Below are 26932 nucleotides of genomic sequence, written 5' to 3'. Positions count from 1 at the left end.
ATTTTGCTACTGCCTTTCAGGGAACAGCTGTACGACAGGCTCCTCTTCAAGCTCATCACGATTATCCAAGCTGAAAAAACGCTCAACAAAAGATTTCTTCCACATTTTCGAAGAACCGAAATCATTTTCTCCATAGGCTTCTAAGAACGATTGGTCACTCATATCTAACTGCTGCAATTGATCGATATAGTTCGTTTGATACAATAAATCTACAAACGTAAACGTGTAAAAAAGTGCTTTCTCGGCCCCTAATTCCTTCGCTCTTGCTTGCAAAGCATGCCAATCAAGTTGGTTTTGCTCTTCAGCAAACTTGACGTACTCCCTTACATCGCAAAACTTAATCAAATTGAGATCTGCATGTAAATAGACATACTGTACATTTGTTGCTTCCTTGTATAAATGGAAAGCAAGATGAATGAGAAAATCTAAAGGTTCAAGCATATAAGTATCCGTTTGCAAAAATGACTTTTCTATAGCAGCATCTAGCAAAGCATTTGTAGCGTCGTAGTTTTTTTTCAGCTCAACATCGTATGAGAAATCAACACGGTGAACCTTCAAAAAGTCTTCTCCGCTTCGTTTAATATGTGAATAAAGATTCCCGGCATTCATTCTCCACATCATTTCTTCTTCTCGGGAAATCGGTATTTCTTGATCGGTTGCCCAGTCATATTTACCGATGATAAACCCTTCCTCCTTGAGCAATGAAGAAGCTCTTTTTCGATCATCTGGATGAATTAAGAAATCAATGTCTGACATCATTCGGAGTCCATAATCTTTGTAAACAAGAGGCGTTAAAATGGCTCCTTTGAGAGGGACTGCTTTCAGCTTTGCTTTTCGAAATGTTTGTAAGAGACGCTTTAATTCCTTGAATCTCTCCATATTTTTTTGACGATTCCCGATATAATGATAATGAAGTAAAAATTTGTAGGTTGTCGTGATTTTTTTTTCATCATCAAGGCGAATCAAATGAGGCGTCATCAGTTGAAGTACCTTATGTCTTGATGCAAGTCCAATCAATTGAGGTACATCGATGCCGTCTTTTAATAAATCTCTCATCAACTCTTCTTCTTTTTCATTTAATTGAATACGTGAGCCAAGTAATAGCAGCCTCTCTTCATTTGTGAGAGTGGATTGATCCAAAACAGCCCGCATGTTGATTACTCCTTCCCGTATAGTGATTTAAATCTAGTGATAAATCGAGAGCGTTTCCCTTTTCGATTGACTGGTATGTCCAAATCATCCGTTAGTCTATGAAACCATTGATCTGCCTCATATGCTTTTTCACTGTCATATTCAATTTCTAATTCATGATCTGTGATGCCAAGATAGCTGCTTTGATCCAAATCCACTTTGATGCCTGTCTCGATATAAAAGGTAGTTCGTTCAGTAACCAATAGTCCTAACAACTCTGGCTGTTCAGTCATTGTAAAAGGTAAAGACGTTACGATGTTCTGTACATCTAGTTTTTGCGGTAGATCCTCAATAGGAAATGACTTTTCTTCTCTTACTCTTTTATAGCCAGATGTTTGACTGGGACATTTGATCTCAAGTGTTCGTTTGCCGCTGGTTTGACGGATCCGTACGGTATAGCCATATCGTTTTAATAAAAAATCTGAGGTGTCATAATAGTAATTGAAGTTAAGTAGATACGCGGGTTTATGATTTTGACTTAATATGTTGTAGATGTGTTGAAAATCTGCTTGTGACAACAAATATTTATACTCCTGCTCAACCATGACTCACCTCCAAAACGTCTTACACGACAATATCGGATTGTTCAAGAAGCTCTTGAATGAGAAAGGTTCCTTTCTCTAAAGAAGTAAATGCCTGTTTTAATGAATAACAAGGGATCTTTTCCGCTAGATGTTTAAGAAATGGTTCTAGCGCTTCGGGTGTCGGTAATGTGAAATATGGTAAGAGGAACTCATTATGTCTTCCAGGATTGATGACTGCGTGCTCCTTTAGACGTTCCCCTGCTTCATGTGGACTGATTTTCGAAAGTGTGGCGCCCGTTTGCCCATGAGGTAAAAACTCAGGAAACACCATGACGTCAATTTTCCCCATTGTTTTGACTTCACGTGAAAACCATTTTTCTAATTCCTCCGGATAGACGAAATGATAGTTCTTATCATCTTCATTAAATGGGTGACTCGATGTTTGAAGCCTATATGGTGTATCAAACTTTTCAATGGCTTCAAAAGAATCTTTCCGAATACTCATAGATCTCGGCCAACCAGTTCCTTTGTACTCGTTGTTCGTATATGAAATCCCTATATCATCGTTTGTGATGTACGTTGCATCGGTTAAGGATAACAAGGATAAAATGGTGGATGTTTTGCCCGCTCTTGATCCGCCTACTAGTGCAACCCCTTTTTGATTCATCTCCATCATGCCGCCATGCAAATAGACAAGTCCATCCTGATAACACAAAAGGCGAAGCAGTACTCTTATTAATCGCAGTGCGTGTTGTGCTGTCCATCTGACATCTTTTGGTTCATCTATTACAACGACTTTCTTCTCTCCGTGATACAGGTAGCGGCAGCGAGGTTCCATCTTGGTTTGATAAAAGACTTCTTCAAGTGGCACTTCTGTTTGTATGTCTTGTGCATATTTGCTGGTTAAAATCGTCCAAACGTCTCCTTCAGGTCTGTCTGTTATTTTGCTGCACTCAACATAGGGATGTACTTTACTGATGACTAAATTCTGAACTGATTCATCTGCCCCTAATACCACACGAACATTATTTTTTTGATAGCTTACATATGACAATGAATGCCACCCCTTATGATAGATTGATAAAAACGATTGCAATTTTCTTCTTCATCCACCAAAATATAACACATATTAATCTTTTAGAAAGGAGCCACGACATGAATGAACTGACACGAACAGAAGTTGAAGAAAAAATTGTCCAACTTGTGATGAATAAGTTATCGCTCACTGAGCAGCCAGGCCTTGATGATAGTTTAAAAGCTTTAGGATTAAATTCTGTCCAAATTGTCTCTTTTGTTATTTCATTAGAGGACACCTTTCACATTGCGTTTGAAGACGAAGAATTACACCCTGACCACTTCCGCACCTTAGATCGACTCTTTACTTTGGTCAACACCAAACTGACTAAGACGCTGTGATGACCTGCGCCATAAATAAAGAGCGGTAATGCGAGGAGGCTTCCATCAGCTCCTCATGAGTACCGCAACTTTGAACAGCACCGTCTTCAAGTACATAGATCATATCTGCATTTTGTATGGTCGATAATCTGTGTGCAATTACAAGCAAAGTGCTTCCTCCTTTTGCATCATCTATCCCTTTTTGAACCTGCCTTTCTGTCTGCCGGTCAAGGGCCGATGTCGCCTCATCTAATATCAGAAAATCAGCCTGTTTTAAAAGCGCTCTAGCGATAGCTAAACGCTGTCGTTGTCCCCCTGACAAGGAAATTCCCCTCTCTCCAATGACTGTATCAAATCCTTTTTCAAGTCCTTTAATGAAGGGAAGAATTTGTGCAATCTCACAAACCTGTTCAAGTTGTTCTTCAGTAATATCAGTTAATCCCATGATGAGATTGAGACGTATGGTGTCTGGGAAGAAATAGGGTTCTTGCGGGACAACGGCTACTCGTTTTAAGAAATGAGATGGCTCTATCTCTGATCGTTCAACGCCATTTACTAAAACGTTTCCGCTATCCGGTTGATAAAGTCCAAGTGCCAGCTTTGAGATAGTCGATTTCCCGCTGCCGCTCGCTCCAACAATGGCCACTTTTTTTCCTTTTGGAATATGAAGATTCAAGTCGTTTAAAGCCCCTTTAGATGTTTGTTCATAAGAAAAACAAACATCTTCAAACACCACATCTTCCACAGAATGTATTCGCTTCGTTCCTTTTTCTTCGTTTTCTATTTGCAGTACGTCTGCAATTCGATGAACAGATGCACGCTGCTGGAAAAATTCAAATACATACTGGAATAACTCCTGATAACTTTTCATTAATTGAGAAGCATATTGGTAAATGACCACAAACAAGCCGATTGACATGTTTCCTGCTGCTACTTGATAAGTGCCAAACACAAGCACAGATAGTATTCCAAACCATTTCAATGGTTCTGTTAAAAATAGAAGCTTATTTTGAAACTTACCTTCTTTAATGACACGATCCATCATCTTGTTAAATAGCTTTTTATACAAACCGATTTCCCATTTGCGTCGATCAAATGCAACCACTTCTCTTGTAGAAGAAATTCCTTCTTCGACATGCACGAATAGATCTGACTTTCTCTCTTGCACTTCTTTTGCGATGTTTGTTGCCGTTTTCGCCATTTTTTTACCGACAATGAAATAACACGTACTTGCAAAAAGAAGCAAGAGAAATAATACAGGACTCACAGATAGTAAAATGATCGATAAAACAACGGCCATAAAAATGGTTTGTACAATCTTCGGTATATGTAAAGCAGCTGTGACAGCGACTGTCTTTACATCTTGGTTAAGCTTGTGTAAATAATAACTAACTGGATGAATTTTATATGATCTCATCGATACTTGCTGAAGCTGATCTAACATCTTTTTTTGTAATGAATGGTGGATGGTAAGGTAGTTTTTGTGCATCACATATGGACTGGCGACAAACATGACAACATAGACAAGAAAAATGATGGCAAACAGCATCAAGATATGGGGGAAATGTTGATTGCCGCTATTCAAAAGGACATCGTCAATGAGCCACTTTTGCAGCCCGATCATGGCTAAATTAGCTGCTGCTTCAATCAAAACGAGTAAAAGAGCAAGGATGAGCATCCATTTTTGCTTTGTGATCAAAAGAAACAGCCAATTTTTCCTCATGTTACACCTGCCTCCTTTTCTGAGCGGTCAGACGCCAATTGATAAAAATGTCCCTTTTTTCTCATCAATTCATTAAAATGTCCAGTTTCTAACATACGACCGTCTTCTATCAAAATAATTCTGTCAAAATGTCTTACAGTAGATAAACGATGTGCGACTGCAATGACAGTAGATTCCTTAAATGTTTGATGTAATGCCTGCTGGACTTTTTGCTCGCTGACACTGTCAAGAGATGCTGTTGCTTCATCGAGTAATACAACACTTGGATTTTTAGCAAATAGCCGGGCAATGGCGATCTTTTGCTTTTGACCACCAGATAGTTTTAATCCTCTTTCCCCAAGTATGGTGTCGTATCCGTTTTCTAGTTCTCTTATAAATGAGTCGCAATCAGCTTTTTTAGCGGCTTCAATAATCTCTTGATCTGAAAGACTTGTATCTCCAAAACGAATATTGTCCTTTACACTCATATTAAATAAAAACGTTTCTTGAAAAACAAACCCCATCGCACCTCTTATTTGACTAGTAGGTAAACAGCGAAAATCAACTCCATCAAGTGTGATCATCCCAGATGAGGGATCATAAAAGCGTCCAATTAATTTAAGAAGCGATGTTTTCCCTCCACCACTCGTACCGACAAGCGCCACTTTTTCACCACGCCGAATATGTAGATTCATCCCCTTTAATAAAGGAGGATGATTGGGATAATGAAAATCAACGTCATGAAACACGATATCGCCTTCGACTTGATCAAGCAGCATAGGCTGACGAGGCTCTCTAATATCGGGTGTTTTTTTCATAAAATGATATAAAGGTTCAATTTGAAAGGTTAAGATTCGTTGTTCTGTTAGAAGTGTGACAATAGAAGTAAGCATATGCATTGCTGAAAAATAATATAGTATATATGCCACAAAACCGCCTGTCGTCAGCTGGCCATTATTTACAAGGTAGATGCCGAGAGCAAATGTAGCTAGAGCACCAATATAATAAGTGAGCCTGCGGTTGCTTCCTCGTAAGTAAGCGAAAAAAACATTTTTTTCATGATCTTGGCGGACCTGTTCATGCAGCTTTTGAATCCGCTCCATGTCCCAATTCATATAACCTAAAATTCTAAGCTCTTCCATTGAAGCAAGACTTTCGTATAATTTTGTTTGCAACGTGCGAAAACCTTCTGCACTTTGTCTTCCGTAGATCGTTGCCTTTTTTTCAAGCCAAGGGCCAAAGATATAGTAGAGAATAAAACTTGGAATGATGATAAGAGTGAGTAAGATAGAAATTTGTATCATAAAGTATAGTGAGATGGCGATAAATAGTGTCTGATTAATAAATTGTGGGAAGTAGCGTCTGTAAATTTCTTGTACAGCTCGTGTTTGTGTGTTAACAAAGGAGAGTGTTTCACTAACAGAATGTTGTTCGTAGTATGAGAAACCGAGTTGACGGATTTGCTGGAAGGCAGCAAATTGTGAATCTCTTGAGGCTTGTTCGATTAATTTTCTTTGCCATAAATTTCGTGCAGCTGTCAGTATAATACCAAGTGCTATCAAGCCAGTCAGGCCTAACAATAATCCATTCATTTTAGAAAAGTCTTTTGCTGGCAAAATCGTTTCAATAAAATATTGAATAAATTTAGGTATAATGAGTTCGCTCAAGGTAATAACGAATCCACTCATAATGACTAGAATCACTTTACCTGTATAAGGCTTTAAAAATGAGAGTGTCCATAAATATACACGCCATAACTGCTTTGAATCTTTGTCGATTTGTTTCAATCCATCACCAGCCTTTTGCTCTTTTTCAACAAAAAACGGAATTTTTTTACAACTTTTTCGATCCTTGTTTGGATTATATAAAATGTTTCTACTCATGACAATGTGTAATTTGTATCATTATAACAAAAAAGGCAGTGACTTCCATCACCGCCTAATCGTCCTATATTTCACTGTTATCTAGTGATACACGTATACCAATGAGGTTCTATTTGACGAAAATAATCATGATCTTTTAATACATTTTCTAGTCTTTCGATCATCTCATCCATTTGACCTGGATCAAATTTAATGACCCACATAATCGATGAAAAGATGCTCATTGCGACATATACAGAGTAAAGCTGCCAAAAATCAGCTGGTATTTCACCATCAAAATACCCATTTATTTGACCAGCCGCAAATGCTTCACTTGTTTCTCTACTGAAAAGAGCTACTTTATAAAAATCATGAATGGGGTCTCCCCAATCAAAATTATTAAAATCAATAACGCCTGCATAGTTATTATTCTTTATAATAATATTCCCTAAATGAAAGTCATCGTGCTGAAATTGGTTAGGTCTTCCCTTCACCTTATCTATGTGCTGTGCGATAAACTGCGCAACTTTTTCATCCCCTTCTATGGAGATACCGCTTTCCCGATAAGCAGCTAAATATCGATGATGCTTTTTCACAACACGCTCTTCCCAAGGTTCGATGTGTGATGGCGCTGGGTATGTATGCATGTTTCGTAAATCCTGTCCTGCACTTACCCCGATCGCATACTGCTGTTCTTCTGTTAACTGACTCATGATTTCTTTTGCTTCTTGACCTTCTACAAACGATAAAATATAGTACACTTGCTGTGTTTCATCTAGAACACCCATTTTCACTGGATCAGCACACTGAACACCGTGACGTCTTAATTGGGAAAGGAGCTCAAATTGCGTCTTTGTTTTGTCATATTGGTCTTGATCTGTGAATCGAAGGACATACTTTTCACCTGATGACATCGTCACGACCCATTTTTCATCTCGAGAATAGCCTTTATCAATTTGGTCTATGGAGATCGCTTTTTTTAATAAGGGAATGTGCTGCACAAGGTCTGTTTTATTCATGGATTGATCCATCCTTCCCAGTCTCTTTTCTTCTCACTCTACCAAATTTTTCATTTGAAGAGAATGATCAACAATTCCTATTTATCTCGAAACTGCTTTACAATGTTTTTCCATTCTAATATAGTTAATTTATGTAAAGAATAGAAAATTTGTAAAGAGGAGCGTTGCAGATGAATGAAACGACGGATGCCCTTTCACTATCAAGTCAAGTAAAAGATTTGGTCCTGCGTTCTTTGGACGATGATAGCAAGATTTCTATTGGTGCAGATGAAGAGTTAACAAATCACGGTCTCGATTCAATAAAAGCAGTTTCACTCATTTTGGAATTAGAAGAGGTTTTTGATATTCAATTTGCAGATGAGGAATTATTGACAGAGCACTTTTCGACAATCAATAAAATTGTTCATCAGCTGCAAAACAAGTTAGCTGATTAATCTTTAGACATGAAAAAAGGCATCTCTTTTAAAAGACATGCCTTTTTTTGATTAAGCAGAAGGTACATCACCCGTCGGACTAATAAGCGAGAGGGCATAATCTTCTGTAAAGATTCTTTTCGATAAATTGTTCACGCCGTCTAATGAGACGCGATTGATTTCATCAATAATTTCATCAAGCGTACGATGTTTGCCAAGGAGTAATTCATTTTTACCATTTCGGCTCATCTTGCTGTTTGTGCTTTCAAGACTAAGCATGAGGTTGCCTTTCATTTGCTCCTTAGAGTTTTCAAGTTCTTTCTGCGTAATTCCCTCACGTTTTAAGACGTCTAATGTTTGTAAGATGGTTTCAGATAGCAGATTTAGCTGCTTCGCTCCAGTTCCACCATAGATCGTCAGCATTCCGTTATCTGCAAATGAACTATGATAGCTGAATACAGAATACGCAAGTCCTTTATCTTCTCTTACGTCTTGGAACAACCGGCTGCTCATGCTACCGCCTAGAACATTATTTAAGACGATTAAGTCATAGATGCCCTGATCTCCAGCAGGAAGTCCGTTAAAGCCCATGCAAAGGTGCGCTTGTTCTGTTTCCTTTTTGCGTGTCAGTTTGTCATAGTGGAATTGTGGGGCTTCGACAGGCTGCTTTTTCCCCTTTCCTTCATACGAGCCAAATAATGTTTCGACCTCACGAATGAAGGTGTCATCGACGTTCCCTGCAACAGAGATGACGACGCGATCTGGCGTATAGAATTCATCCATATATTTTCTAAGGGAATCACCGTTAAAAGTAGAGAGTGTTTCCTCTGTTCCTAAAATCGGATAACCTAATGAATGATCACCGTAAATGGCTTTACTTAACAAATCATGAACGATGTCATCAGGAGTATCTTCATACATTTTAATTTCTTCATAGACCACATTTTTTTCTTTCTTCAGCTCTTCTTCGTCAAAAGCAGAGTTGAAAAACATGTCACTCAACACATCGAGGGCATACCCAGCATGTGAATCAAGTACCTTTGCATAATAGCAAGTATATTCTTTTGACGTAAAGGCATTCACTTGACCACCAATGCGGTCAAAGGATTCTGCGATATCACGTGCAGATCTCGTCTTTGTTCCTTTAAAGAACATATGCTCTAAAAAGTGTGAGATCCCATTTACTTCTGGTGTCTCATGTCTAGAACCTGTTCCAATCCAGACGCCAATTGCGACAGACCTTACAGTGGGATTGTTTTCAAGTACAATTCTTACTCCGTTTTGGCATGTATACGTTTTGACCAAGTTTTGCTCCTCCTATTCAACAAACAGATCGCATCACGGATGTCTTTTTTCACTTAGGAGGTCAGAAACCGTTCCTAATTCATATCCTCTTTCTTTGATTTGAGTGATAAGTGCGTCAAGACTTCTCGCTGTTGCGTCTGTTGGATGCATTAATATCATCGCCCCATTGTGAATTTTCCCAAGCACTCGTTTTTGTAATACAGCTGGTGATGGTTTTTGCCAGTCGATCGTGTCTACTGTCCACATAATGGTTTCCATTCCTTCTTGTTTCGCAAGCTTTACTGTTTCTTCTTTAAAGCTGCCACTTGGAGGCGCAAACCATATCGGTTTTTTCCCAAGGGATTCTTCAATTTGGCGATTTGTTTTAATCATCTGCTCTAATGCTCGTTCTCTTGTCAGTGTGCGCATATCCGGGTGATTGTATGAATGATTTCCAATTTCATGACCATCTGCCACGATTTTTTTAGCAAGATCTGAACTGTTTTTCACCCATTTGCCCTCTAAGAAAAAGGTTGCCTTCACTTGATGCTTTTCTAGTGTATTCAACATCTTTGTTAAATGCTCGTCGCCCCAAGCTACATTGATCAGGAATGCATTCATCTTTTTATCTGGATGTCCCTTATAGATAGGTTCAGCACCAAGTTCATGCAAATGGACAGATGGTTTTGTTTCTTTAAAAACAAGCAGCTTTTCATCGAAAGAGCCCTGTTTTTTCATTTTTTCGTAAGAAGCATCGATATCGACTGTCTGTCCATTTAAACCAGGCATCTTTTTCCACACTTTATCAATCTTAGCATTTTGCGGCTTCTCTTCATAGTCAGAAGACTTCGATTCGATCTCTTGATACAGAATATCTTTTGAAACAGATGCTACCTCGGCGTGCTCTTTCATTGAATTCATATATGTAACAGCAGCCGGCTGCTTCATCGTTTGATATGACACGAGCAGTAAAAATACAAACACAAAGAATGGTATCGTTTTTTTCAATGGTTGTCCCTCCCCTTTACCACAAATTATGATGGGGAGAAACAAGCTAGAACTATTGTTACGCGCAAGAAAAGAAAGAAGCCTGGCACGGATACCTGGCTTCTAACACATTTTATTTGTTCTCATTAAGACTGCTTTTCTTCTTTTTCTTTTTCTTCACGTAAAACAGCTTTACGAGAAAGGTTCACACGGCCTTGTTTATCGATCTCAGTGACTTTGACGAGTAGTTCGTCACCAATCTTCACGACATCTTCTACTTTGCCAACACGTTCAAGTGCAAGCTCAGAAATATGAACAAGTCCATCTTTGCCGCTGAAGATTTCGAGGAAGGCACCGAATTTTTCAATTCGTTTTACTTTACCTAGGTAAAGTTGACCAACTTCAACTTCTCTGACAAGATCTTCTATGATTTTCTTCGCTTTTTGGTTCATGTCTTCTTCAGTAGAAGAGATAAAGATTGTACCGTCTTGTTCAATATCAATTTTCACACCGGTATCTTCAATAATTTTATTGATTTGTTTACCGCTTGGTCCAATGACATCGCGAATTTTATCTGGATTGATTGTCATCGTTAAGATTTTTGGTGCATAACGTGACAATTCTCCTCTAGAAGCTGGAATCGTTGACAGCATGCTATCTAAAATTTCCATTCTTCCTTTTTTCGCTTGTTGAAGTGCTTCTTCTAAAATGTCTTTTGATAGACCATCGATTTTAATGTCCATTTGAAGCGCTGTTACACCTTTAGATGTACCTGCTACTTTAAAGTCCATATCTCCAAGTGCATCTTCCATTCCTTGAATGTCTGTCAGCACTGTGTAGTATTCACCAGATTTAACAAGTCCCATTGCAATCCCTGCAACTGGTGCTTTAATTGGAACACCTGCATCCATCATCGCAAGTGTGCTCGCACAAATACTTGCTTGTGAAGTAGAACCGTTTGATTCTAACACCTCAGACACAAGGCGAACCGTATAAGGGAAATCTTTTTCAGATGGAATAACTGGCTCTAATGCACGTTCGCCTAGCGCACCATGTCCAATCTCACGACGGCCTGGACCACGCATTGGGCCGGTCTCACCAACACTGAATTGTGGGAAGTTATAATGGTGCATGAATCGCTTAGACTCTTCAACACCAAGACCATCAAGAATCTGTACATCACCAAGTGCACCTAATGTACAAATACTGAGTGCCTGTGTTTGGCCTCTTGTAAACAATCCTGAACCGTGCGTTCTTGGAAGAAGTCCTACTTCTGAAGAAAGTGGACGGATTTGATCGACGCCGCGTCCATCTGGACGTACTTTCTCTTCAGTAATAAGGCGGCGAACTTCGTTTTTCACAAGCTTGTTTAAGACATCCTTCGCTTGTTTAATCGTTGCTTCGTCACGCTCTTCTTCTTCAAATTTTTGAACGACAGCTTTTTTCACAGCACTGATGGCATCTTCACGAGCATGCTTCTCATGTACTTGAATCGCTTTCAGTAGATCCACTTCAGCAAGTTGTTTTACTTCCTCTGCTAATGCTTGATCGACTTCATATAAAGGAATATCGATTTTTTCTTTACCGACAGCTTTTACAATTTCTTCTTGGAATTCGATTAAGCGTTTGATCTCTTGATGGCCGTACATGATGGCTTCAAGCATTGTTTCTTCTGGTACTTCATCAGCACCAGCTTCTACCATGTTGATTGCATCTTTTGTTCCAGCTACAACAAGGTTGATATCGCTTTGTTCAAGCTGCTCAACATTTGGGTTGATGATGAGCTTTCCATCTACTCGTCCTACTGTCACGCCAGCGATTGGTCCCTCAAATGGAATGTCAGACACACATAAAGCTAAAGATGAGCCAAACATTGCAGCCATTTCAGATGAACAATCTTGATCCACACTCATGACAATACTAATGACTTGTACTTCATTTCTAAATCCGTCTGCAAATAGTGGACGGATCGGTCTGTCAATTAAGCGGCTCGCAAGGATTGCTTTTTCACTTGGGCGGCCTTCTCTTTTAATGAAACCACCAGGAATTTTACCAACTGCATATAATCTTTCTTCGTAGTTTACAGTGAGCGGGAAAAAATCAAGTGGTTTTGGTTCTTTAGAAGCTGTTGCTGAGCTAAGCACAGCCGTATCTCCGTAGCGTACGAGAACTGCTCCGTTTGCTTGCTTTGCAAGCTGGCCAGTTTCAACTGTCAGTTGACGTCCAGCCCAGTCTATGGTGAAGACTTGTTTCTCTTGTCCCATTCTGAGATAAACTCCTCTCTTGTCGTAAAGTTTTTAGGTTATTTCTTATTATGAACAAAATGATTTTCACATATCAATGTGAAAGCTGTATGTAGAAGGGTTTTTGCCATTCTTTCAACATTTTAACCATAAAATATTAGTGATTATACGATAAAAAAGCGGGAATCCTCCCGCTTTTTACGATTATCGACGTAAGCCTAGTTTGTTAATTAACTCACGGTAACGAGTTACGTCTTTATTACGTAGATACGTAAGAAGATTACGACGTCTACCTACCATTTTCAAAAGACCGCGACGTGAGTGGTGATCTTTCTTATGAGTACGTAAATGCTCGTTCAAGTTGTTAATTGATTCTGTTAGGACAGCGATCTGAACTTCTGGAGATCCAGTATCAGATTCGTGTGTTTTGAACTCATTAATTAATTGAGTTTTACGCTCTTGAGTAATAGCCATCCTGTTTCACCTCCAAATCATGTTAGCCCCATCTACCTCGCAACCGTCGGTGAAGTCGGCCTGCCAAGTAAGTGGTTTTAAAGCTACAGGAATTATCATACTAAAAATATGCCGATTTTGCAAATGATAGAGCGGTTTTTCTGCGATTTTTTTGTTTAATGAAGATGATTTTGAAAAAACTGAATCGCTTCTTCTTTATCTTGACTAATTTGAGCCGTTAATTCTTGGATACCGTTAAATTTTTGTTCACTGCGAATCCGTTTGTACCACTGTAATTTAATCGGTTCACCATAAATTTCTTCGTTAAAATCAAAAAGGTTCACTTCAATGGCAGGCTGATCAGGACGTTTTTCATAAAATGTTGGTTTGTAGCCAACGTTACAAACACCGTCATACACCTTGCCTTTCACTTCTGCTCTCACTGCATATACGCCTGTTGGCGGGATGATGTATTCAGCAGACAAACCAACATTGGCGGTTGGAAAGCCAATCGTGCGTCCTCGTTTATCTCCATGAATCACAATGCCGCGCAGCTGATACGGTTTCCCTAAAAGCTCACTCACATATTCAACGTCTCCATTTTTCAATGCGGAACGTATAAGGGTCGAGCTGACTTTCCGGTCTTGGTTGGAAAGCTTAGGTACAATGGTCGCAGAAATCCGCCCTTTCCCGTATTCGTCAAACGTTTCCATTGTGCCTGCGCCAAACCGGCCGAAGGTAAAATCGAAACCAGCGACTGCATGCTTCACATTCAGTTCGTCCAAATATTGATCGACAAAGTCTTGAGGAGACAGTGCTGCAAAGCTTTCGCTGAATTGCACAATGTATAAGTAGTCAGCACCTAATTGTTCGATAAAATCAATCTTATCCTCAAGCGGTGTGATTAAGTCTTTTGGTTCACGTGCTTTTTGCAGAACATGTGATGGATGCGGATGAAAAGTCATGACAGCTAGAGCTAAACCCTCTTTTTCCGCAATGTTTTTCGCTGCATCAATCACTTTTTGGTGTCCGAGGTGAACACCGTCAAAATACCCTAAAGCCATCACAGACGGGACTTGATCCTTTTGATTCAATGTATGTGGGTGTGAAATATGTATAGTCTTCACGAGATGGTCACCTTTTCTTTAAGATTGCTTGTCCTGTGATAAAATCTTCGCCGGCTTCATCAGGTTCTGTTTGGTCGGGTGCTTCATATAAATCGCCATACAACGGCCTGAAGGAGCAAAGACAGCGACACGATCTTCCTCTGCAAAATGAGCAAATTCATCAGGCATAGGTAGGACTGCACCGTTTTCCACTTTACTTGCTAATGTATCATTTATCTCCCATTTCGGCAAATGATTGAGCGCACGCTCGATCGGCACAAGATGTTCCTCAACCGTTCCTTTCTCGCTGATCTCCCGCAACTCATCAAGAGTGATACATTCATCTAACGTAAAGTCACCAGATCCTATGCGAATGAGGTGAGACATGTGGGCTGGAAACCCAAGTTTTTTTCCGATATCGACGGCTAACGTTCTCACATATGTGCCTTTTGAACACAGTACGGTGAATCTAAATGATACTTTACCATTTTCAAATGTGACAGGTGTTGTCCGCTTGATGCGATGAATGGTAATTTCACGGCTTGGACGTTCAATTTCAATGCCTTGCCTCGCATATTCATAGAGCTTTTTCCCGCCAATTTTCACAGCAGAAAACATCGGAGGGATCTGTTCAATGGTTCCTTCAAATTGTTTCAACGCAGCATCAATGTCATCTTCTAACATCGGTACCGGCACTTTTTTTTCTTCTACTACTTCACCTGTTTGGTCTTCTGTCGTTGTAGAAAATCCAATGGTGATTTCCGCATCATACGTTTTCGATTTATCTGTTAAGTACTCCACAATTTTTGTCGCTCGTCCAATACAAATAGGCAGAACACCTGAAACCTCTGGATCGAGTGTCCCTGTATGTCCCACTTTTTTTGTGTGTAAAATCTTTCTCACTTTAAACACACAGTCGTGAGAGGTCATGCCTCTTTCTTTATGTAATAAAAGAACACCGTTTTGCACCTTCGTTCTCTCCTTTCATAAACGATGAAAAAGGACAGACGATCATCGCCTATCCTTATTTCAACGTCTTATTCGTGATCTTTTGTGTTTAGTTCAGCAATCAGGCTTTCAATTCGGTTACCGTAATCTACAGACTCATCGAATTCAAAGTGAAGCTCTGGTGTTTTACGAAGTCTAATTCGATTGCCAATTTCAGAGCGGATATACCCTTTCGCCTTTGCAAGGCCTTTTAGGGTTTCCTCTCTTTTCTTCTCGTCGCCAAGAACAGAAATGTAGACTTTGGCAATTTGCAAATCACCGGATACTTCAACATCCGTTACAGTCAAAAAGCCGATTCTTGGATCTTTTAGCTTTCTGCCAAGGATGTCGCCTAATTCTTTTTTCATTTGCTCACCCACACGGGTTGCTCTCATACTCATGATCTTATCACCTCTAATTAAAACCACTCAGTTTTCGTGATCGTTCGTTCAATTTCAGGAAAAGAATCAATAAAGCTTAACACACGCTGAAGTTCCTTTTCCACTTGAACCCGGGAGGAGGAAATGACGGCGATTCCGATCGAAGTACGCTGCCATGTATCCTGATAGTCCATTTCAGCAATGGTCACATTGAATTTATGGCGCGTTCTTGTCATGATACGCTGCAGAACCGCACGTTTTTCCTTCAGTGAGGATGCATCATAGATCATACACTCACACTCGGTATAACCGATCATTTTCTTTCGATTTCTTGCATAACGAATGATTCCATGACATCACCTTCACGGATATCATTGTATTTCTTAATGGTAATACCACATTCATAGCCTTGTGAAACTTCTTTCACATCGTCTTTGAATCGTTTTAATACGTCGACTTCACCTTCAAAGATAACGACGCCATCACGAATTAAGCGGATACCACTGTCTCTAGTAATGGTACCTTCAGTGACATAGCCACCAGCAATTGTACCGATTTTTGATACTTTGAACGTTTGACGAACTTCAACTTGACCGATGACTTTTTCTTCATATTCAGGGTCAAGCATTCCTTTCATCGCAGCTTCAATTTCATCGATGACTTTGTAGATGATGCGGTGTAAGCGGATATCTACGTTTTCTGTTTCAGCTGTGCTCTTCGCATTGCCATCAGGACGTACGTTAAATCCAATCACGATCGCATTAGAAGCACTTGCTAAAATGATATCAGATTCTGTAATCGCTCCAACACCCGTATGGATGATTTTCACTTTTACGCCTTCTACTTCAATTTTTTGAAGAGCTGCCGTCAGTGCTTCAGCAGAACCTTGTACGTCTGCTTTTACGATTAAGTTGATATCTTTCACATCACCTTGTTTGATTTGCTCAAATAGGTCATCGAGAGATAATTTCGCTTTGTCTGAACGCTGTTCATCAAGTTGTTTAGACGCACGCGCCTCACCGACTTGACGAGCTGTTTTTTCATCTTTGAATACGAGGAACTGATCCCCTGCATGCGGTACATCATTTAAACCAGTGATTTCAACAGGTGTAGATGGTCCTGCTGTTTTCACGCGGCGTCCGATGTCATTGACCATTGCACGTACACGGCCAAATGTATTTCCGACAACGATTGGGTCACCTACTTGAAGTGTACCAGTTTGAACGAGAAGGGTTGCAACAGAACCTCTTCCTTTATCAAGCTCAGCCTCGATCACAGTTCCTTTTGCCGCACGATTTGGGTTAGCTTTTAGTTCTGCTACTTCGCTGACAAGAAGGATCATTTCGATCAATTCGTCAATGCCTTCACCTGTTTTAGCAGATAAAGGAACGAAAATGGTTTCGCCGCCCCAAGCCTCAGGTACAAGACCATGCTCAGTTAATTCCTGCATCACGCGGTCAGGGTTCGCTGTTGGTTTGTCAATTTTATTGACAGCAACAATGATTGGCACCTCTGCCGCTTTTGCGTGGTTGATCGCTTCAATCGTTTGCGGCATGACACCGTCATCTGCTGCAACGACCAAGATCGTCGTATCTGTTACTTCAGCACCGCGTGCTCGCATCGTAGTGAAAGCTGCGTGTCCTGGTGTATCAAGGAACGTGATTTTCTTACCGTTTTCTTCAATTTGGTATGCACCAATATGCTGCGTAATTCCACCCGCTTCGCCTTCAACAACTTTCGTTTTACGAATGCTGTCAAGAAGCGTTGTTTTCCCGTGGTCAACGTGTCCCATGATCGTTACGACTGGAGGGCGTACTTGCATATCTTCTTCTTTATCTTCAACTTCATACTTTTCAAGTTCAGTTTCTTCTAAAATGATGACTTCTTCTACTGGAACACCATATTCAGAAGCAATTAATTCGACTGTATCTTTGTCGAGCTCTTGGTTGATCGTAGCCATAACACCAAGCATCATCAGTTTTTTGATGATTTCAGCAGTTTCTTTGCCAAGCTCGTCAGCAAGCTGGCCGACTGTCATTGAATTTGTAAATTCAATTTTTTCAGGAAGCTCTTTTTTCGGCTTCACAGGTCTTGCTTGCTGATGCTGCGCCTTGTTGTTGCCGCCGCGTTTATTTTTGTTTTTGTTTTGGTTGTTGTTTTTTTTGTTTTTATTAAATTGATTATTCTGCACGTCATTCTTCTTTCTATCATTGTTTTTGTTAGATGATTGTTTTTTTTGTTCTGCGGGTTTCTCGTTAGCTGTCTCTTTTGCTTTGGCTTTTTTATAGATAGCGTCTAGCTTTTTCACAGTGTCGTCTTCAAGCGTCGCCATGTGGTTGTTCACTTCCACGTTCATATCCTTAAGCGCTGCTATAATATCTTTACTTGAAACATCTATGGCTTTTGCGTATTCATATACTCTCACTTTAGCCATTCGTTCACCCCCAAATAAATTAATCGAGCAAGCTTATGAGCTTCTTAGCGAAGCCTTGGTCAGTGACAGCGACAACTACGCGAGCTTCCTTCCCTATAGAACGTCCGAGAACGGAACGGTCTTCAACTTTTCTAACCGGAACATTGTAAAATTTGCATTTGTCAGATACCTTTTTCTCTGTGTTGGATGAGGCATCTGCTGCAAGAAGAACCAGCTTAGCACGCGCATGTCTAATTTCTTTGATCACCAGATCTTCTCCTGACACGACTTTACGAGCTCGATTTGCTAGACCAAGCAAAGGATACCATTCAGATTCAGTCATTAGGTTTTTTCACCTTTTCAGCTAGTTCTAGTAATTCTTCAAAAATGTGTTCGTCAATCTGTGTCTGAAATTGCTGCTGTAAACTACGTTTGTTCTTCGCCGCAAGAATGGTTTCTTTATCGAGAGAAAGGTAAGCGCCGCGCCCGTTCATTTTTCCAGTTGCGTCAACAGACACTTCACCTTCTTTTGAACGAACAACGCGAATCAGTTCTTTCTTTGGTTTCATTTCTCCCGTCACGACGCATTTTCTAAGCGGGATTTTTTTTCGGCTTTTCACCTTTTATATCACCTCTTATTCGTCAGATTCCTCAGCTACTGGTTCAGCCTCTAAGAAAAGAGATTCAGAGTCTTCAGTTCTTGGGAAAATACCGAGTTCTCTTGCATCTGTTTCGCTTTTAATGTCAATCTTCCAGCTCGTTAATTTCGCTGCAAGACGCGCATTTTGACCTCTTTTACCAATGGCTAATGACAGCTGATAATCAGGGACAATGACAGTTGTCGCCTTATCTTCTTCATTTACAATGACATCAAGAACTTTTGATGGACTTAACGCATTGGCAACAAATTCAACAGGGTCATTCGACCAATGAACAATGTCAATTTTTTCGCCTTTCAGCTCATTGACAATTGCTTGTACACGCTGACCTTTAGGTCCTACACAAGAACCAACTGGATCAACATCAGGATCATCTGTACGAACAGATATTTTAGAACGGTCCCCAGCTTCTCTAGCGACAGATTTAAGCTCTACAGTACCATCATAAATTTCTGGCACTTCGATTTCAAATAAACGCTTTAAAAGACCTGGGTGTGTTCTTGATACATAAATTTGTGGTCCTTTTGTTGTTTTTTCTACTTTCGTAATGAACACTTTAATACGGTCATGTGGTTTGTAGTCCTCATTTGGCATTTGTTCGTTTACCGGAAGAAGGGCTTCGATTTTGCCAAGTGACACGTAAATGAATTTACTGTCAATTCGCTGAACGATTCCCGTCATGATGTCTTCCTCACGATCGATAAACTCAGTGTAAATCACACCTCGCTCTGCTTCTCTCACTCGCTGCGTCACGACTTGTTTCGCTGTCTGAGCTGCAATGCGTCCGAAATCTTTTGGTGTGACTTCAATTTCAACGACGTCACCAACCATGTAATTCGGGTTCATATTTGCTGCATCATCTACAGAGATTTCAAGGCGAGAATCATACACTTCATCTACAACATCTTTTCTTGCGAATACGCGAATCGTTCCCGTTTCACGGTTCAAATCAACACGCACATTTTGTGCTTGATTAAAATTACGCTTGTATGCAGAAATGAGTGCAGCTTCTATCGCTTCAATAATAATTTCTTTACTAATGCCCTTCTCTTTCTCAAGAACAGTCAGGGCATCTAACAACTCACTACTCATTTTTATGGTTCCCCCTTATATCAATGAAAAGGTTAATTGAACGAAACTGCTAATCTTGCGTTAGCGATTTTTTCGTATGGAATATTGATCTCTTTCTTTCTTGTCTTGATCTTCACTGTCACTGTTGCAATCTCACCATCAAAGCTTGTAAGCTCACCTTCAAATGCCTTTTCACCATCAATTGGTTCGTATGTTTTCATGAAAACATTTTTTCCAAGTGCTTTTTCAAAATCAGCTTTTTTCTTTAATGGGCGCTCCGCTCCAGGAGAGGACACTTCAAGAAAGTAGTTTTGGCTAATTGGATCTGCCTCATCAAGCTTTTCGCTCAAGGCTTCGCTCACTTTGGCACACTCCTCGATATCGACGCCTTTATCAGAGTCAATAAATACGCGAAGGAACCAGTTTTGACCCTCTTTGACAAATTCAACATCAACGAGTTCAAGCTGTAAGCCATCTAAAATTGGCTGCACCATGTCGCTTACGATATCCACTACTTTTTTGCTCATTCTCTTCCTCCTTGTGCTTTCGATAAACGCTCTTATCAATCATTCTGCATAAAAACCCTGCTTTATTGTGAGCAGGGGGAGCAGAAAACGGATGAATAATGTCGAGACAAAAATTGCCTGTTCAATACAAAAGAGCGGGTTTCCCCACTCTTGTCTCGGTAATCGTTAGCATTTCCATAAAAACTATACCATATCCAATTTTTTTATGCAAATGAAGTTCCTTATAAACAGGCATTCTTCATCAGTTCTTTTCATTCATTCTTTTGGCGTGTTCACGAATGATTCCTGCCTCCCGGCTCTCCTTTAAAACTCGAAAACCATCATAATCCGGGTAGAGGGAATCATCGTCTTGAATGCTTGTTAAAATCCAAAATTGGCTACCTGCGCCTCCGAGCTGTTCAATTGTCTTCAGCCAGCTATCATATACATCAGGACGGGCTGTTTGATTTTGATAGCCAAACTCTTCTAATACAACAGGTTTTCCGATTGCGTTTCCTCGGGTGATATGATCTTTGATCCATTTCACTCCCCATGCAGCAGACTTATTCCAGTGATCCGGGTATAAATGATAGGTTCCATAATCAATATGAGGGAGAGCAGTCAAACGATCCCAATCAACACCTTCTCCTCCACTGTAAAACCAATCATCATGACCTGTCATGCGAAAGAACCCTTCGTCTCCTACTGCAACAAGGTGATTCGAGTCAATTGATTTGATCCATGCACTCATTTCATCTGCCCAGTTTACTAGTATATCTCCCGAAGGGTCTGACTGAGCGCGCGGCTCATTGGCGAGCTCCCATGTCATAATAGCAGGATCATCTTTATATTGAACACCTGAGTACGTATTGGTTCTCTCTAATACATAGCGCACATAGTTTTTGTAAGCTGTTTTAATCCGAGGATCTGTATAAAAGTGATCATGTGATCCTGCCTGAAACCACTTCACATATTGATTCATCCCGCCAAAATCATCCCAATTGTTCACAAGCGGGATGACCAGCTTGATTCCTTCCTGCCCTGCTTTATGAATCGCATAGTCTAGTTTTTGAAAACCGGATTCTTCATAAACACCTGGACGAGATTGTAAGACTGAATTTTCTTGAGGGGTGCCATCGTGAAATCCCCAAATACGAATAACCTTTAAATCCATTGCCTTCATATCGTCAAAAACAGCATCTACCATCTTTTTTGATTTGTAATGGAAATAATAATTATTTGTGCCAGCAAAGTAAAATGGGTGGTTGTTCAATACAAAATGTGTACCAGATGTTTGCACATAGGAGGAGGCCTTTACGGTCAGAGTGAACCAACCCGCCCATAAAGTGATCAGCAGCATAAAACAAGCCACCCGTCGAACCCATTTTTTCATTCCATTCTCCTCACAATCTCTTATTCTACTGGTACGATGATATCTAGTTGAAGAGGTGTATGTTTGGTTGAGTCAAGTTCAATCGTCTGCTGCTGCAACATTTTACTTTCTTCACCAATTCGAACCTCATACGTCCCGTGAAACGCTGGACATGTCACTCGGCCATTCGCATCTGTTTTTTCCACTCTTTGTGTCGTCCATTCCTGCAGTAACTTTTCATAACGCCTGCCCGCTTCATTTAACGACCAATCATGGTTCACGATGGCTGCGTGCTCACCTCTCCAATGAGCACCTGCCCAAAATCCCCACATCAGCACACCTTTTACGGCTGGATGACTAAAGGCAACCCGATATAAAGCTTCTAAGTTATCCGCTCGTCTATTGGCATCCGGATGAACAGAGTCATACTCTGTCACCCATATCGGTAGACCAAGCTCAGCAAGCACATCTAGTCTTTCTTTTACAACGACTGGATCCACTCGATCTTCAAAGTGACCTTGAACTCCAATGGCCTCAACTGGTGCCCCCAACTGACGAAGTTCATTGATATGTGCTTTATATGCGTGATGTTCGCCGTATGAGATTACATTATAATCATTGACAAACAGCAAGGCTTGAGGGTCAATTTTTTTCGTTTCTTCATACATCCATTTCCAAATCTGTTTCCCAAATCGGTCTTTAAAAAATGAACCATGCATCATTTCGTTGTTTACATCCCAATGACGGAATTTCCCTTTGAAATGATTGCCTGCATGCTCAAGCCGCCTTTTCATGGCTTCATATACTTCATGATTCGGTAATGATTTCAGCCAGTTTGGATTAGCATCCTCTACCTCCCAAAATAAGGCGTGCCCCCTCACTGGAATTTGGTGTCTATTGGCAAAATTCAGCATGGCATCTGCTTTTTCGTAGGTTATTTTCCCTCGTTCAGGCTCATTTGCATACCATTTTGCCTCATTTTCAAACACAGCCCAATTAAAATGTTGAACAAAAAAATCAGCATACGTTTGATTGAATAGTACTTGGTCATTCATTGCTGAACCAAATGCAAATTCATGTCTGATTTGTTTTATTTCAACCTCTATTCCGGCTAAGGGTTTTTTTTCTTTATCGATGACGTTTATGACAAGCTCTCTTTGTCTATGCTGTAAGATTCGATCATTTGCTTCTTTTCTCCAGCTTTGATTTTCTTGTTCCTGTGATCCGCCATTCGATGAATGATTCATAAATTCTTTCTTTTTAACCATAATGACATCACCTTTGCTTTCACTTCATTTATCTTATGAGGAGACCGCCGACTAAAGAAGCCGGCAGCTGCACTAAGTTCTATTCGTTTATGAGACGATGGTATTCTGCATAAGCCGTAGCCATATCAACTTGCGACCAGAAACGGTGATAGGTGAAACTTGGCGCTCCGTTTTCCCATTTGCCTGTTGCTTCATTAAAAGATGCTTGATATTTACTCTCCAGTGCTGACCAAGCTGGGTCTTGCTTGATTTTCGGACGAAGATCTGCAAAGCTCGTATACACTCCGTTACCTCCTCGCTGCGGGTCAGAAGGAGTGGTGCTGGAACCAGGGATCTGATTTCCTTGACCAAATGTTCCGTTCCAGCCATTAGGGAAGTACACTTCTTTTTTAAAGAAACGGTGGTAGTCTTCTCTGTCTTCCTCTGTCACAATCCCTACACCATCATTGTAATTCCAAGCAACCTCAAGGAGCTGTGCCGCTGTCTCTTTTGCTCTTATGCCAAGTGCTGTGTAGTTTCCTGTCTCTTTCTGTGTTGCAGCAGCAAAGAATGTGAGTGCTTTGATTAGACTGCCCAGTACACCAGTATCTTGAGTAGGATCTTTTGTAACTGCCGTTAAATTTGGATTACCTGTTGCAGATTGGAACCCGCTCCAAGTGTCAGGCTGGCCGCTCCATTCTATATTCCCAGGAATCCAAAACTCTCCAGGTGCACTTGTCGTAGCAACAGCAACATTTGTCCCCCCTAGAATTCTTTGACCCTGACCATCTAAAAAATATCCATCTTGATCCGACACAGGACGAGTGCCAATAAAAATATAATCTAGTGAATAGTTGACCCATTTTGTGATGACAGATTTGGCCATTTGGAAATTTTCAGATGTTTTGTCGCCATCTTTTGCAAAGATATAATAAAGCTCTGCTACACGCTCAATCGGCCATGCTTGCATTCCAAACCAGTTATTGGACGGAGGATCATGGTAAACAGGCGCATCTTCATAAGCCATATCATAAAATGTGCTTCTTCCTGCTGGATAAGCGCTATAGTCTCCATTCCAGCTGTTGGTAGCACCTCCTGCAATCGCTCCCTCTTTTGATTGAAGCCAGACGTAAAATTCAAGCTGTCTCTTTAACGTCTTTTCCCAATCACTTGCACCAGTCGGTGACGATGGCTTTAAGCCTCCCTTATCTGAGGATAAAGCGTAGGCAGCGACTGGGTTTTGATACCCTTGATGACAATGGCTCGCTCCGATACGCCATGACCAATTCGCATATTCTCCAAGTCCCCCGCCCCAAGAGGTATACCATGCCATTAAGTGATGACATGCACTTTTTCCATTTCCAGGATACGGATTACCTTGCTTGCCGCTTCCAATTGTTTGAAAATATTTATCGTACATTCCGTAACGAAGGAAATCCCCCATCTTTTTCGCTTTATCAAGATAGGCTGACCCGTTATAGCCAAGTTCCTTTGCCCAATACATTGCCTGTATCGCACGTGCATCAGCGTCCGTCGCATTTGTGTAGCGCCACTGGGCGGCTGGCGCTTGATTTTCTTTTGTGAACAAGCTCATGAAACCTTCATTGGGCTTTCCGGCCGTTTTATCATCTTGTGATGGATGAGGAATGGCCTCCCATACGGATTCTTGCGGACCCCGCTGGAATGTGTTTACATATGCGGCTGTATGTGATGGGTTGAGCAAATTCCCATATTCATACCAGTTGTCTACATCAAGAAGCCAGTGCATTAAATACGTTTCATTCGTTCCGTAAGTTGACCTCAGTTCATGATCAATTGGATCTTGACCAGCAGGGCGAGCACCCGTCAACTGGCTCGGATATTGATCTGGATATGGTTTTTCTGAAGCGTATGTGGCTGGGCTAGATGGATTGTAAGAGCTCATATGCGGCTGTTCGTCATGTCCATCTTCGTTTACTGGAATAATAAACTTCTCCATATTATCCCAAGCAGCTTCTAGTTTGCTCCAATCGCCTGTGTAATGCCCATACAATACTTCAAGCCATAACCAGTAGCTGTAAGCTTCTGAAGTTGTCATATGCCCGTAATCAGGCGCCTCGCAAATGAGTGTCTCAACGGAATGATACGGAATGCCTTCTTTTGAAAAATATCCATTCGCATCGTTTTTCATTTGATGATAAAGCGCTAAAAACCGTTCTTTATTTGTCATGTCCTCACCCTTTATATTTATTTATTCGGAAGCGTACCAAATGCTAAAATACCTTGTTCAAAAACAGGAATTCTCGCTGTTTTCTGCATATTGGATGTTAATCCTTGAAAGGAATAATCATTTGAGGCATCCCATATATTCGCACCATTTGGCGCAGATAACCGGAACTGTATTTCTTTCTTATGAAGCGATTCGCCTCCTGGAAAAATAGCTACGCCAGTAAAATCGATTTCTGTAAAATAGATATGGGATGATGCGTCATACACCGTTAACGGAGATAAGGAAGCGCCTTCATTGTAGACAGCTGTCACTTGAATATCTTTATCAGTGAATCCCTTCGCAAATATCTCGCTCAGATTGACATAATATCTAAAAGAAAGTGATTGACTACTTCTTGCCGGCCAGCCTGATCGATTGTATAGAATGGCTTTGATCTGAGTAGATGTTGTATCGTTACTCATGACAGCTGCCTCTACAAAAAACTCATCTTCCACTTTTTCTTTAGGCGGAAAATTCGGCAGCTTTGACTGCCCCTGACCAAACAGCTGCACCATTTTGGCTACATTTCCAGTAAAGGCGGCATTATAGTCTGTTGCTACCTCGTTTGATACATAGTCAGAGATGTCATCGGTATACTGATCCTGTGCATTAGGCCCCCCAACAAGCGCTCCATAAAGCGTGTGCCGATGAGAAGAAGGAGTTGTCAGCTGATTAGACCATGAGCCATGTGCAGTTCGATGGTGTGGATGCATCGGCGGATTTTTGCCAAACCCAACGACATAGCTTCTATTTTGCGGATTATCCCCTAACATATAGTGTGTTTGCCTGATCGCAAACGTTTGATATCGATTCTTTTTTTCTTGATCAGAAACCCAATCTCCGTATACAAACGCTAAAAATGCGGCATTTGCTGTATAACGAAGTGACCCCCATTGATCTAACCACGCCAACCCGCCAGGCGTATAAGTGATTCTTTCTACTTTTCCATTTTGAACAAAACCCGTGGACCAGTAATCGAGATTACGCTCTGTCGATTCGATAAACCTTTTCTCCTTTGTGATTCTCGCAAGTAAAATTTGCGAAGCAAAAAAGGTATTGTCCCACGACATCGTAAACGTATAATCCCAATCCTTCGGCCATTCTTCTACTGCTTTTAGTGCTTTGTTTAAATAGGTCTGGTCATTTGTCGCCAAGTACAGCCATATTCCACCCCAAATGAGCTCATCAATATAGCCGCTCCAGGAGTTATAAAATGGCTGAGCATTGGTGACACAATCTGTATACTCACCGCGATATTGGTCAGCAAATGCATAAAGCTGCTTTGCATGGGTGAGAAGTTTTGCGGCATATGGCGCGTCTGTTTCTTTAAAAATAATTGAACCTGCTGCTAAAGCGGCTGCGGTTTGGGCGGCTACTTCTGTTCCTGGACAATGTTCATCAATTTTAAATGCTGGCCGGTTCATCGGCATCACTTCTGCTGGACCCCACCAGCCATGATCTGCGTTCCCATCGCCTACTTGTGCCCAAAATTCATTTGGACCTGTATGGGCTTTCAAAAAATAATCGGTTGCCCACTTGATTTGATCTAACATATCATCAAGCAGTTCTGCCTCTTCGTAAGCTTCTCGGTACTCATAGACTGTCCATGCAAGCACAGCTGCAGAGTAAGCCATCGGAAGCCCGAACTTCACATGATCACCAGCATCGTACCAGCCGCCTGTTAAATCATGACCAACATCTTTCCCATCCTCTAGTCCAGAATCCCCTCGCCAGTTAAGACGATTGCTTTCAGGAAGCTTTCCGGAACGCTGGGCTTCGTAAAACAAAATTGATTTTTGAAGCACCTCTACATAGTTGTAATCTGACATGTACCTACTTCTCACCCCTTCTTTTTTCTCAAACGTGAAAC

25 protein-coding genes are annotated in these 26932 nt (G+C 40.8%); 2 read left to right on the top strand and 23 right to left on the bottom strand.

Going from position 1 to position 26932, the window contains the following annotated elements:
* Nucleotides 1-6: 6 nt before the first annotated feature.
* From NST15_RS08215 to NST15_RS08205, 3 genes are read right to left on the bottom strand one after another with little or no spacing between them, the layout of a single operon-like run.
* The gene (locus NST15_RS08215) at nt 7-1152 is read right to left on the bottom strand and encodes a nucleotidyltransferase family protein (protein WP_282833621.1); all 1146 of its coding nucleotides are present in this window, start codon (nt 1150-1152) and stop codon (nt 7-9) included.
* Between the two features lie 5 nt (nt 1153-1157).
* The gene (locus tag NST15_RS08210; protein ID WP_342498996.1) at nt 1158-1736 is read right to left on the bottom strand and encodes a CYTH domain-containing protein; all 579 of its coding nucleotides are present in this window, start codon (nt 1734-1736) and stop codon (nt 1158-1160) included.
* Between the two features lie 19 nt (nt 1737-1755).
* Nucleotides 1756-2769, bottom strand: a complete 1014-nt coding sequence (locus NST15_RS08205; protein WP_342498995.1) for a hypothetical protein — start codon at nt 2767-2769, stop codon at nt 1756-1758.
* Nucleotides 2770-2870: 101 nt separating this feature from the next.
* Between NST15_RS08205 and NST15_RS08200 the strand changes: the two genes are divergently transcribed.
* Complete coding sequence (locus tag NST15_RS08200; protein ID WP_041090484.1) at nt 2871-3131, top strand: phosphopantetheine-binding protein; 261 nt, start codon at nt 2871-2873, stop codon at nt 3129-3131.
* On the opposite strand, the gene NST15_RS08195 is transcribed toward NST15_RS08200, so the two are convergent.
* From NST15_RS08195 to NST15_RS08185, 3 genes are all read right to left on the bottom strand, one after another.
* Nucleotides 3118-4833, bottom strand: coding sequence for an ABC transporter ATP-binding protein (locus tag NST15_RS08195; protein WP_342498994.1), 1716 nt, complete (start codon nt 4831-4833; stop codon nt 3118-3120). The two genes, NST15_RS08200 and NST15_RS08195, sit on opposite strands and share 14 nt — an antisense overlap.
* A complete protein-coding gene (locus tag NST15_RS08190) occupies nt 4830-6599 on the bottom strand; it encodes an ABC transporter ATP-binding protein (RefSeq protein WP_342498993.1) in 1770 nt (589 codons plus the stop codon). Before NST15_RS08190 ends, NST15_RS08195 begins: the two co-directional genes overlap by 4 nt.
* Before the next feature lie 173 nt (nt 6600-6772).
* Nucleotides 6773-7693: an aminoglycoside phosphotransferase family protein gene (locus NST15_RS08185; protein WP_342498992.1), complete on the bottom strand. Its 921-nt coding sequence runs from the start codon at nt 7691-7693 to the stop codon at nt 6773-6775.
* Between the two features lie 170 nt (nt 7694-7863).
* Between NST15_RS08185 and NST15_RS08180 the strand changes: the two genes are divergently transcribed.
* On the top strand, nt 7864-8127 hold the full coding sequence (locus tag NST15_RS08180) for an acyl carrier protein (protein WP_052463354.1): 264 nt from the start codon (nt 7864-7866) through the stop codon (nt 8125-8127).
* Between the two features lie 51 nt (nt 8128-8178).
* Here NST15_RS08180 and NST15_RS08175 read toward each other — a convergent pair whose 3' ends face one another.
* The 17 genes from NST15_RS08175 to NST15_RS08095 all read right to left on the bottom strand — a co-directional run bounded on the left by NST15_RS08175 (nt 8179) and on the right by NST15_RS08095 (nt 26891).
* On the bottom strand, nt 8179-9411 hold the full coding sequence (locus NST15_RS08175; protein ID WP_041090488.1) for a pitrilysin family protein: 1233 nt from the start codon (nt 9409-9411) through the stop codon (nt 8179-8181).
* A gap of 33 nt (nt 9412-9444) precedes the next feature.
* Nucleotides 9445-10338 (bottom strand): polysaccharide deacetylase family protein, encoded by an 894-nt coding sequence (locus tag NST15_RS08170; RefSeq protein WP_234781057.1) that lies wholly within the window; start codon nt 10336-10338, stop codon nt 9445-9447.
* A 185-nt stretch (nt 10339-10523) separates the two neighbouring features.
* Nucleotides 10524-12641, bottom strand: coding sequence for a polyribonucleotide nucleotidyltransferase (gene pnp, locus NST15_RS08165; RefSeq protein ID WP_017367264.1), 2118 nt, complete (start codon nt 12639-12641; stop codon nt 10524-10526).
* Nucleotides 12642-12824: 183 nt separating this feature from the next.
* Entirely contained in the window at nt 12825-13094 is a 270-nt protein-coding gene (gene rpsO / locus NST15_RS08160; protein ID WP_008354438.1) for a 30S ribosomal protein S15, read from the bottom strand.
* A 155-nt stretch (nt 13095-13249) separates the two neighbouring features.
* A complete protein-coding gene (gene ribF / locus NST15_RS08155) occupies nt 13250-14200 on the bottom strand; it encodes a bifunctional riboflavin kinase/FAD synthetase (protein WP_255233787.1) in 951 nt (316 codons plus the stop codon).
* 18 nt (nt 14201-14218) lie between these two features.
* Nucleotides 14219-15148 (bottom strand): tRNA pseudouridine(55) synthase TruB, encoded by a 930-nt coding sequence (gene truB / locus NST15_RS08150; protein WP_255233786.1) that lies wholly within the window; start codon nt 15146-15148, stop codon nt 14219-14221.
* 68 nt (nt 15149-15216) lie between these two features.
* Complete coding sequence (gene rbfA, locus NST15_RS08145) at nt 15217-15567, bottom strand: 30S ribosome-binding factor RbfA (RefSeq protein WP_007499525.1); 351 nt, start codon at nt 15565-15567, stop codon at nt 15217-15219.
* Nucleotides 15568-15584: 17 nt separating this feature from the next.
* The gene (locus tag NST15_RS08140; RefSeq protein ID WP_017359071.1) at nt 15585-15863 is read right to left on the bottom strand and encodes a DUF503 domain-containing protein; all 279 of its coding nucleotides are present in this window, start codon (nt 15861-15863) and stop codon (nt 15585-15587) included.
* Nucleotides 15860-17980, bottom strand: coding sequence for a translation initiation factor IF-2 (gene infB, locus NST15_RS08135; protein WP_007499526.1), 2121 nt, complete (start codon nt 17978-17980; stop codon nt 15860-15862). Before infB ends, NST15_RS08140 begins: the two co-directional genes overlap by 4 nt.
* A 19-nt stretch (nt 17981-17999) precedes the next feature.
* Entirely contained in the window at nt 18000-18302 is a 303-nt protein-coding gene (locus tag NST15_RS08130; protein ID WP_007499528.1) for a YlxQ family RNA-binding protein, read from the bottom strand.
* Nucleotides 18295-18579, bottom strand: a complete 285-nt coding sequence (locus NST15_RS08125) for a YlxR family protein (RefSeq protein ID WP_008344742.1) — start codon at nt 18577-18579, stop codon at nt 18295-18297. Before NST15_RS08125 ends, NST15_RS08130 begins: the two co-directional genes overlap by 8 nt.
* A gap of 15 nt (nt 18580-18594) precedes the next feature.
* A complete protein-coding gene (nusA, locus tag NST15_RS08120; protein WP_003211013.1) occupies nt 18595-19710 on the bottom strand; it encodes a transcription termination factor NusA in 1116 nt (371 codons plus the stop codon).
* Nucleotides 19711-19742: 32 nt separating this feature from the next.
* Nucleotides 19743-20216: a ribosome maturation factor RimP gene (gene rimP / locus NST15_RS08115; RefSeq protein WP_008344744.1), complete on the bottom strand. Its 474-nt coding sequence runs from the start codon at nt 20214-20216 to the stop codon at nt 19743-19745.
* Nucleotides 20217-20457: 241 nt separating this feature from the next.
* A complete protein-coding gene (locus NST15_RS08110) occupies nt 20458-21588 on the bottom strand; it encodes a cellulase family glycosylhydrolase (protein ID WP_060781062.1) in 1131 nt (376 codons plus the stop codon).
* Nucleotides 21589-21608: 20 nt separating this feature from the next.
* Nucleotides 21609-22835 carry an endo-1,4-beta-xylanase gene (locus tag NST15_RS08105; protein ID WP_057079552.1) on the bottom strand — a complete coding sequence of 409 codons (1227 nt, stop codon included), beginning with the start codon at nt 22833-22835 and terminating at the stop codon, nt 21609-21611.
* Between the two features lie 79 nt (nt 22836-22914).
* Nucleotides 22915-25023, bottom strand: coding sequence for a glycoside hydrolase family 48 protein (locus tag NST15_RS08100; RefSeq protein ID WP_057079553.1), 2109 nt, complete (start codon nt 25021-25023; stop codon nt 22915-22917).
* 17 nt (nt 25024-25040) lie between these two features.
* Nucleotides 25041-26891 (bottom strand): glycoside hydrolase family 9 protein, encoded by a 1851-nt coding sequence (locus tag NST15_RS08095; RefSeq protein WP_272511499.1) that lies wholly within the window; start codon nt 26889-26891, stop codon nt 25041-25043.
* Nucleotides 26892-26932 lie beyond the last annotated feature (41 nt).

This window comes from Bacillus sp. FSL R5-0820 (genome assembly GCF_038593385.1).
Lineage (GTDB): Bacteria > Bacillota > Bacilli > Bacillales > Bacillaceae > Bacillus > Bacillus altitudinis.
Note: the sequence above shows the minus strand (reverse complement) of the source record. Positions and strands in the feature narration are given on the sequence as shown.